Source organism: Clostridium tarantellae, from assembly GCF_009295725.1.
GTDB lineage: Bacteria > Bacillota > Clostridia > Clostridiales > Clostridiaceae > Sarcina > Sarcina tarantellae.
Window position 1 is genome coordinate 1 of the sequence record NZ_WHJC01000503.1, and the last position, 1368, is coordinate 1368.

The 1368-nt window shown below is 22.5% G+C and carries 2 protein-coding genes; both read right to left on the minus strand.

Translation table 11 applies throughout. The annotated features are described in order from the left end of the window. Positions 1 to 129: 129 nt before the first annotated feature. Positions 130 to 747: an ATP-binding cassette domain-containing protein gene (locus tag GBZ86_RS15955; protein WP_152892295.1), complete on the minus strand. Its 618-nt coding sequence runs from the start codon at positions 745 to 747 to the stop codon at positions 130 to 132. 1 nt (position 748) lies between these two features. Continuing rightward, on the minus strand, positions 749 to 1368 hold a 620-nt coding region (locus tag GBZ86_RS15960), incomplete at its 5' end, for a DUF1430 domain-containing protein (protein ID WP_152892297.1).

Here is a 1368-nt window from a genome sequence, read left to right on the forward strand (position 1 = left end):
ATTTTAGATAATAATTATATTTTTGTCTTGAAATTATGTTTTTTTGTCTTATATTTTATGTGTATATTAAAATTAAAGTTTTATAAGGCATCAGTTTAACAAAGTATAAATTAGTAACACTAAAATGATTTATAATAAAATCATTTTATCTGCTCGTTTTGCTAAGTCATTATCGTGTGTTACAAATACTACAGATTTTCCACTATTACATAATTCTCTTAATAAGTTAAAAACAATCTCTTTATTCTTTTCATCTAAGTTTCCAGTAGGTTCATCAGCAAAAATATATTTTACGTCTTGTAGATATAATCTTGCAATAGCAATTCTTTGCTGTTCCCCTCCACTTAGTTCATAAATTTTCTTATTTTCAAATCCATCTAAATTAACTTTTTTTAGTGCATTGGCAATAGCATCTTTTTTATTTGATACCTTTTTATATTCTAGAGCCATTAATAAATTTTCTTTAACAGTTTCATTTTCAAGAAGAGCATAATTTTGAAATAAATTACCTATAACATTTCTTCTCATAAGCATAGTATTCTTTTTATTAAACTTTGAAATATTATCAATAACTATCAGTCCACTATCTGGTTTTTCTAACAAACTTATTAAATTTAAAAGTGTAGTTTTCCCTTTTCCACTTTCCCCCATAATACTAACCATTGAGCCTTCTTCTATATTTAAAGAAAATTTATCAATAATCTTTCTTTCACCAAAGGATTTACTTATATTATCTATCTTAATCATATTAATGTTCCCCCTTTATTATAGAATTAAAAGATTTATTTCCTATTATGAGGTCTAATAAGAAAATAATAAAATATTCAAAAACTAAATATGCTAAAGTACATAAGAAAAATATAATATTTTTAGAGTATAAAAAATAAATCATTGGAACACCGGTAATTATTGTTAATAAAAATATAATATTTTTATTTTTTTTCAAGAAAGTATATCCAAATATTGTTTGCAAATAAAGTTTATATTTATTTTTCTCATAGTGAAGAGACATAACTCCATAAAGAACTGCTATATTTGCAATAAATATAACTATTAGAAGTATAGTCATATTATTTCTAATTGATTTAAGTTCATTAACTTCTTTTCCATATTCATTATATAAAGGAATTATACTACTTGTTAAATCTGTAGCATTATTTTTTACTAAAATAGGTAGTATAGAATCAAACGCATCTAATTTATCACTATAAAAATAAAAATCTGATGAATAAGCTGATAATGCAAAACTAGGATGAATATTACCTGTATATATTTCTACTATTGGATCAAAAATTATATTTTGAGAATCTGCTTCAACATTTGGATTAAAAGTAAAATAACCCTGATTATTTTCAACATATATAATAT

What these genes read in the sequence shown, in the direction of transcription:
- GBZ86_RS15955 (WP_152892295.1), bottom strand. Translation starts at nt 747, where the DNA reads ATGATTAAGATAGATAATATAAGTAAATCCTTTGGTGAAAGAAAGATT.